The 8,160-nt window shown below is 39.4% G+C and carries 5 protein-coding genes; 2 read left to right on the top strand and 3 right to left on the bottom strand.

What is annotated here, in order from left to right:
* Together AC27IF_RS20115 and AC27IF_RS20120 are read left to right on the top strand one after the other, a co-directional pair.
* Nucleotides 1-679, top strand: a 679-nt coding sequence (locus AC27IF_RS20115) for a SapC family protein (RefSeq protein WP_487056141.1), incomplete at its 5' end; no start/stop codon positions are given.
* A 56-nt stretch (nucleotides 680-735) separates the two neighbouring features.
* Nucleotides 736-2,220, top strand: coding sequence for a tryptophan halogenase family protein (locus AC27IF_RS20120; protein WP_487056142.1), 1,485 nt, complete (start codon nucleotides 736-738; stop codon nucleotides 2,218-2,220).
* 72 nt (nucleotides 2,221-2,292) lie between these two features.
* Here the strand turns inward: AC27IF_RS20120 and AC27IF_RS20125 are convergent, their stop codons facing one another.
* The 3 genes from AC27IF_RS20125 to AC27IF_RS20135 all read right to left on the bottom strand — a co-directional run bounded on the left by AC27IF_RS20125 (nucleotide 2,293) and on the right by AC27IF_RS20135 (nucleotide 7,959).
* Nucleotides 2,293-3,852, bottom strand: coding sequence for a tryptophan halogenase family protein (locus tag AC27IF_RS20125; protein WP_487056143.1), 1,560 nt, complete (start codon nucleotides 3,850-3,852; stop codon nucleotides 2,293-2,295).
* A 204-nt stretch (nucleotides 3,853-4,056) separates the two neighbouring features.
* A complete protein-coding gene (locus AC27IF_RS20130) occupies nucleotides 4,057-6,651 on the bottom strand; it encodes a glycoside hydrolase family 3 protein (protein ID WP_487056144.1) in 2,595 nt (864 codons plus the stop codon).
* A 39-nt stretch (nucleotides 6,652-6,690) separates the two neighbouring features.
* Nucleotides 6,691-7,959, bottom strand: coding sequence for a sugar MFS transporter (locus AC27IF_RS20135; RefSeq protein WP_487056145.1), 1,269 nt, complete (start codon nucleotides 7,957-7,959; stop codon nucleotides 6,691-6,693).
* Nucleotides 7,960-8,160 lie beyond the last annotated feature (201 nt).

An 8,160-nucleotide genomic window follows, 5' to 3' on the forward strand; every position in this document is an offset into this window, starting at 1 on the left:
AGACCTTAAAGTAATCACTCATTTCAATGACAATTTTTCAGAACAAGTTAACAGCTCATTAGTCTTCCCAACAGAAATAAAAGAAGCGCAGCGTGACTACCCAATATTATTCATAAAAAACCCTGAAACAGGTCAATTTCAAAGTGTGGTTTTGCTAGGTCTAGTAGCAAATGAAAATCTTTATATTAATAACGGTTGGCAAGCAAGCTATATTCCAGCCATGATTAAGAAAGGCCCTTTTATTATTGGCTTTGAAGAAAAAGAAGAAAATGGTCAAATCACTAAACAGCCTATCATAGCTATTGATATGGATAGCCCAAGAGTAAATAAAGAAAGCGGCGAGCCAATATTTTTAGACGATGGCCAAGCCAGTCCTTACCTACTACAGGTAAACCAAACTTTAAAGACATTACATGAAGGCTCACAGTTAAACCAACAAATGTTCGAAGCTTTCTTAAAGCATGATTTAATTGAGCCTATCGCATTAAATATTGAGCTTAACAACGGTGAAAAAATATCCCTTGAAGGTAATTATACCCTCAACGAAGAAAAGCTTGCTAAACTTAATGGTGAGGCTCTTAATGAGCTGCACATCACAGGTTTATTGAGAGTGGCCTACTTTATTACTGCTTCTTTAGACAATATTCAACGATTAGTCGACTTGAAAAATAATCAATAGCAGCGATTACGAGTCGACTCAGCTCCTTCCCTCTCAGCGCATTTCTTGAGGCATATATGAACAATCATAAAATTACGAAAATAGTTATTGCCGGTGGTGGAACAGCCGGTTGGATGGCTGCGGCCTCTATGTCAAAGTTGCTAGGTAAAAATTTTGATATTACCTTAGTAGAATCCGACGAAATCGCTACTGTAGGTGTTGGTGAAGCAGCCATTCCAACGCTAACCGCATTCCACAGACTATTAGGAATTAATGAACAAGCTTTTATGCAGGCGACTCATGCAACATTTAAACTAGGTATAAACTTTGAAAATTGGAAAACCGGAAATGATGAATACATGCATGGCTTTGGCCGTGTAGGTAAAGACTGCTGGGCTGGTGAGTTTCAGCACTTTTGGTTACATGGTAAGCGCAACAATATTGATTTTGATTTTGATCATTATTGCCCTGAAATTCAAGCAGCTAAAGCTGGAAAATTTGCCCTGTCTAAAGGGGGATTAAACTACTCCTATCATTTAGATGCTACGCTTTATGCTAAGTTTTTACGAAGCATGGCAGAAGCTCACGGTGTTAAAAGGATAGAGGGGAAAATAGTCGATGTCAGCAAAGATAGTAAAACGGGTAATATTACATCGCTCCACTTAGCAAATGGTAATGTTGTTGAGGGCCAATTATTTATCGATTGTACCGGTTTTGTTGGTTTACTTATCGAAAAAGCACTACATACTGGCTATGAAGATTGGTCGCACTGGCTACCTTGTGACAGTGCCGTTGCGGTACAAACTCCGTCAGTATCAGCACCAATACCTTATACTCGCTCTATTGCTCATGGAAGTGGCTGGCAATGGCGTATTCCATTGCAACATAGAGTTGGCAATGGCATGGTGTTTTGCAGTAAATATTTATCTGATGATGATGCTAAAAGCTTATTAATGGATAATATTGAGGGTGAAGCCATTAATGAGCCAAGAGTTATCAAGTTTAAAACTGGTCGCCGTAGGAAAGGTTGGAATAAAAACTGTGTCGCATTAGGGTTGTCTAGTGGCTTCTTAGAGCCATTAGAATCAACCAGCATCCATTTGATTATGTCGGGGATTTTACGATTAATTCGCTTATTCCCTTTCGAGGGCATAACCCCTGCTGCCGTTAACGAATATAATCAACAGCTCAGTACAGAGCTTGAACATATAAGGGATTTTATTATTTTACATTACCATGCCACCGAGCGAGACGACACACCTTTTTGGCAATACTGTAAGAATATGGAAATTCCGGCTTCCCTTCAGCAAAGGTTAGACTTATTCAAAGAAACAGGGCGAGTTTTTACCTCGGAAGGCGAGCTTTTCCGGGTGGATTCATGGGCACAAGTTATGCTGGGGCAAGGTGTCTATCCTGAGCAATATCATCAAATTGCCGCCATTATGAAACAACATGAGCTGGAGAAATTCTTAAGTGATATCAGGAAAACCATTGATAAGGCGATTTCGGCCTTACCTTCACATCAAACCTTTTTAAACCAGTACTGTCGTTCTGATCACTAAGGGCTGTTGAAAAATAATATGTTGTCACTCTTCATCGAGTGATGACACATTACTGAGCTCAGCTTAAGCACACTATATTTTCTGCATACCGTACTGTTTGATTTTATCGATTAACTCTCTATTACTCGGTAATGCCGATAAATACTTCTTAGTTAATTGTACATTTTCACCAAAGAATTTATGCGCCATCTCTTCATCAACAAACTTTCTAGACAGCGGGTTTTCTGATGTCTCAAAACCCATACCATAGAGCACATATTGCCAACTAGAAGAAGGAAACACTTCTTCAACATGATGAAAATCTTGCGGGCCAGGTGGGTGATGCTTCCACAGAGTTAATAACTCCAGAAGACTTTCAGGAATAGTGGCCGGATCACAATTATCCCGCCAATACGCAGAATCGGTTCTTTTAGTTAACACATAATGCAGCTTTAAAAACGCGATGATGCGTTCCCAGCGATAGAGGAATTGATTATTGTAACGCTTAGCAACTATATCCATAGTTTCACGTGTTGCAGGCATTTCACTACTTATTTTAGCCGCTGCTAGCTCAACCAAAACAAGTGCAGAGGCTTCAAGTGGCTCTAAAAAGCCTGACGCCATACCAATAGCGACACAGTTTCTATGCCAAAACTTCTCTCTATGACCAGGATTAAAGCCTATTTTCCTTACCTTAAGTTTATCCGCTTCAACTTTACCAATAGAAGCTTCTATATATGCGCGTAGTTCTACTTCAGCATCTTGCTCATTAGTATGCTCGCTTGAATAAACATAACCCACCCCACGTCTTGAGGGTAAGCCGATATCCCAAATCCAACCTGCACTTTGTGCCGTTGATATAGTATGTGAGGCAATAGGGCTATCTTCATCCGGATAAGGTACTTGCACAGCTAAAGCGGTATCATTAAAGAGCACGTGTTTTTGACTGATAAAAGGCACATTAAAATGTTTACCTAATAAAATAGAAGACAAGCCCGAGCAATCAATAAATAAATCGCCATCAATATCACCATTATCTTTAGTTACCACAGCGGAAATATCGCCATTGTCTGCTGATTTTATTGCACTAACATGGTCAACAACATGCTTGACGCCAAGCTTTTCAATACAGTGTTTTTGCAAAAACTGACCTAGTTTAGCGGCATTAAGGTGATAAGCATAATTTGCAATACCAGCATATTCAGGGGTGGAAATAAGTTTAGGAGCACGGCCTTGCTCGCAAATATGTCCTTGATAACTCACCGCATCTGCAAATGAAATTTTGCTTCTATGCTTTTGCCAAGGAAAGACAAGATCTGTTTTGGTATACCCTTGCGGTAAAACTAGCGGGTGATAATAATAATCGTCTTCGTCACCCGTTACCCACTTGGCAAATTTCGCTCCTTGCTTAAATGAAGCTTCGCATTCTCGAAAGAGATCCGTTTCATCAATACCAATTTTATCTAGCGTTTCACGCATAGTTGGCCAAGTACCTTCACCCACCCCAACGGTATTCACTTCAGGGGATTCTATTAAGGTAACTTGTACCCCTGATTCCGATTTTGAGTTATGCTCCGCAGCGATAACACCAGCAGTTAACCAACCAGCGGTACCACCACCAACAATAACCACATTTCTAACCACTTCACTCATAGCGCTCACCAACTCTTTACCAAAATGATAGCAATATGCTTTCATTATATTAAATAATGTCCGAGGTATTAACCTAGGTAATTTATAACAGTTTATGCCACAGGTTTAATAGTTATTTTCGTCTAATCTAGACACGTCGTCTACTGCCTATTTGTCCGCAGGATAAAAACACATAAGCACATGTAAACTTCCTGGTTATTTTATTTATTGACAGCTAATTGTTGCCTGCTCAACACTCCTTGGCTTAAGGTAAACATCTGTAAAATCAATACTCAAGCTCTCTGATGACGCAAGTAGAAACGGGCTAGTAATTTGACTCAAATTTGCACCACTATTTTCAAAGCATTGCAAATCAACCCTCAAGGTATGCCATTGATTTGCCGGTAACAAAGATAATGCTTTAGCAATATTAACTTTGCCTAGACAATTATCACCACAAACCATCGCTAGATATATTTCATCCTGTGGTGATATTTTTTGTCCCTCAGCAAAGCGAAGGCTAACCTCAAGGGTTGAATTCGCTTCTTTATACTGAGTTAAGTCATTTGGATATTGACTACTAAAAGCAACGGCTCCTTGCTCTGAGCCTTTAAATTTAATGCCTCTAGCATCCTCTTGAACATTCCTATCAATGGTACGTAAATAAAGTGCCTTGTTTTCAATGACACTACTTGTCATTTGTTGCGTGGACTGACTATCAGACACCATGACTTTCCATGGTGCTTTTACCGAGCTTTCAAAAAGCGTTAGGCTTTGTAAACGCTTAGCACTCATTTCAATGTTAACGATTAAATTATCTGTTAACACATTTTGATCACCATACTTCAACCCAAAACCATAAGCGAGTAATGGTTGGTAGTCTTTGTCAAAGCGATTTACTGATGTTTGATTCGCACTTGCCGGCCAAGAGTATGAAAGCTTACCGGTAAAGTCATGCTGAATACCGCCCTTATCATCAGTAAATAATACATCAGCAATGGCTGCCCCTTCAGAGCCTGGTAACCAAATAGCCACAAAGGCATCCACAGCATTTAATTCAGCATTAACCCACATCGGACGCCCGCTAATAAATAAGGCTACTACCTTTATTCCCTGAGATTTTAAGCGCTTTAATAGTGCTAAATCTTGCTTAAGACCTTGTTGGTACTCTAGGTTCTCAATATCTCCAACGCCTTCTGCATAAGGCTCTTCACCAAAAACCACAATGGCAACATCTGGCTTAGTGTCAAAGTTGCCTTCAGCATTTAATTCTACGCTGCCACCTTGAGACTCAACTGTCTCCTTAATACCATCATAAATTGAACTACCACCTGGGAAATCTTTATTAACATTATTAGTTCCCTGCCAAGTAATAGTCCAACCACCCGATTGTTTACCTATATTATCTGCACCATCACCACCGACAAGAATGTGTTGCTTAGCTGATAAAGGCAATATATTCGCTTTATTTTTCAAAAGGACTAATGATTCTCGTACTGCCTGCTTGGCAATTTCTCTATGCTCATTGACGCCAATAAGCTGAGTTTTTCCTGCTAACGGTCTGTTGGCTGGGCTAGGTTTGTCAAATAATCCTGCTCTGAATTTAACTCGTAGAATCCTTGTTACTGCATCATCAATACGCGCTTGTGAAATCACACCACTTTTAACTTGTGCAAGAGTATTTTCATAGAGTGGTTTCCACGCTCCTGTGGGTACCATAAATATATCTAGACCGGCATTAATTGCTTGTGGACAGTTTTCATTGGTGCAGCCTTCCACTTGCCCATGACCATTCCAATCACCAACCACTAAACCGTCAAAACCAAGTTGATTCTTAAGTACTTCCGTTAATAAGTATTTATTTCCATGTATTTTCTCACCATGCCAACTATTGAAAGAGGCCATAACGGTTTGTGCACCAGCACTTAATCCACCAACATAACCTTGAGCATGAATATCAAACAATGCTTGTTCATCAGCAAGGTTATCACCTTGATCAATACCTTTCTCTGTTCCACCATCACCTAAAAAATGTTTTACCGTAGCAATAACACGTTTATCATCCAAAAAGTCTTTTCCTGGTACGCCCTGTAATCCCCTGACAATCGCAGATGAATAGGCTTTGACTATGTCAGGATCTTCTGAATAACCTTCATAAGTGCGCCCCCATCTATCATCTCTAACAACAGCAACTGTGGGAGCGAATACCCAATCAATACCTGTTACCATGACTTCTGATGCCGTTATAGCGGCAATTTTCTCAATCAAGTCGGGGTTGTTAGTTGCCCCCAAACCAATGTTATGAGGAAATAATGTCGCGCCTATGACATTGTTATGACCATGAACCGCATCCGTGCCCCACATCGTAGGGATCTTACTACCGTCTAGAGAGTCATCTATTGACGCTTGATACATGTTTTCTGCTAGCGAGATCCACTCGGAGGGAGTTGCGTGTTTGTTATTATTTGGAAAAGCACCGCCACCATTTAAAAATGAGCCAAAGCCATACTTTCGCATATCCTCAACGCTAATATCCCTTATTTCAGGTTGGATCATTTGCGCTATTTTTTGCTCTAAAGTCATACTGGCGAGCATATCGGCTACTTTTTGCTCAGTAACGCTATCTTTCTTTACTTCCATTTCAAGCTTTGGCCATATTCTTGAAGTGTTTACACCATTTTTTTGTGATGGCACAACGTTTGTTTGCTGTACTTCTTTACTATCACATCCCGTCAACAAAGTTAGAGTAAGCAAACTAGGAACTAATAAGCTAGTTAATAAGAAGGGTTGCTTGGTATTAGTATTAAAGTTTACTTTCATTATGACTTTACTCTTTATCATGTGACTATTTAGCGATAACTATTTTGACTCTGCTTGTACTTTACTGCCTGATAAGCCGTAATACGCAATAAATAAATAGCATATTATAGGTAAAGCAAAAGCTTGTTGAACACCAATACTATCTGCTAAAAACCCTTGCGCTAATGGAATAATTGCGCCTCCAACAATAGCTAAACACAAGATGCCAGAGCCTTGACTGGTATGTTTGCCTAAGCCGTTTATAGCTAATGAGAAAATAGTGGGGAACATAATTGAATTAAATAAACCGACCAATAATATTGCCCACATTGCTAGTGCTCCAGAAGAGAGAATAGTAATAATGATCAATACCATAGATGCTACCGCATTAAAGCAAAGTACTTTACCTGCATCGATTTTTTGCAATACCACGGCACCGATGAAGCGACCAACCATAGCCCCGCCCCAAAAATAAGTGATGTATTTTGCGGCATCAGACTCTGCTAAGTTAGCAATATTTGGCTCGGCGAGAAAATTAACTAAAAAGCTACCGATAGAAACTTCAGCACCTACATAGACAAAAATTCCCACGGCACCTAACACCAAGTGACGATATTGCCAAGCGCTACCATCTTGATCGTTAGTGTCGGTAATTTCCTCTTGTTGCAATGCCGTCATATCCGGCAATTTAATATATGCAAATATACCTGCCAACCCTAATAACATCGCAGCTAAAAGCACATAAGGCATTTGTACTGCTTGAGCACTTTCTTGTGCCGACATTGCATGTGCTGCTTCATTTAAAATTAATAATGCTCCGAAGAATGGCGCAATAGTGGTACCTAGTGAGTTAAATGCTTGTGTTAAAGTCAACCGTGAAGAAGCGGTTTTAGCTTCACCTAACATACTTACAAAAGGATTCGCAGACACTTGTAATAATGTAATACCACTCGCCAAAATAAATAACGCTAACAAAAATACAGGGTAGCTATGTAATGATGCAGCGGGATAAAAGCACAAACAACCGAGTGCCGCGATAGCTAAACCAATCACGATTCCTTTTTGATAGCCTAGCTTTTTAACTAGAGCCCCCGAAGGCAAAGAAACCAGAAAATAAGCACCAAAAAAGCAAAATTGAACTAACATTGCTTGGCTATATGATAAATCGAAAACGCCTTTTAAATGGGGGATGAGAATATCATTCAAACAAGTAATAAACCCCCACATAAAAAATAACGATGTTAATGAAGTTAAGGCGAAACGGTAATCTACGCCTTGCCCGGTATTATTATTTTGCTCAGCGGTTTGTGTTCCTGAAAATGAAGCCATGATAGCCCTCTTTATAATAGTTTTTATTTTCAACCGCTGTCATTAAAACATCTTTAGTAAATTAAAACCAAGAAATGAAAGCGCTTACATTTATTACATTAAAAACTAATTAGACCTTTTTTACAAGAGTTTTACGTAATGGCCATAACATCAAGCTAAAATTGAGAAAAATACCCATCAAAAATAAAAATAAATCCATTT

The sequence above is a fragment of the Colwellia sp. KS18-150 genome (assembly GCF_057551365.1).

Excerpts from the sequence above, each read along its gene's own strand:
- AC27IF_RS20125 (WP_487056143.1), bottom strand. The coding sequence starts at position 3,852 with ATGAGTGAAGTGGTTAGAAATGTGGTTATTGTTGGTGGTGGTACCGCT.
- AC27IF_RS20135 (WP_487056145.1), bottom strand. The coding sequence starts at position 7,959 with ATGGCTTCATTTTCAGGAACACAAACCGCTGAGCAAAATAATAATACC.
- AC27IF_RS20130 (WP_487056144.1), bottom strand. The coding sequence starts at position 6,651 with ATGAAAGTAAACTTTAATACTAATACCAAGCAACCCTTCTTATTAACT.
- AC27IF_RS20120 (WP_487056142.1), top strand. The coding sequence starts at position 736 with ATGAACAATCATAAAATTACGAAAATAGTTATTGCCGGTGGTGGAACA.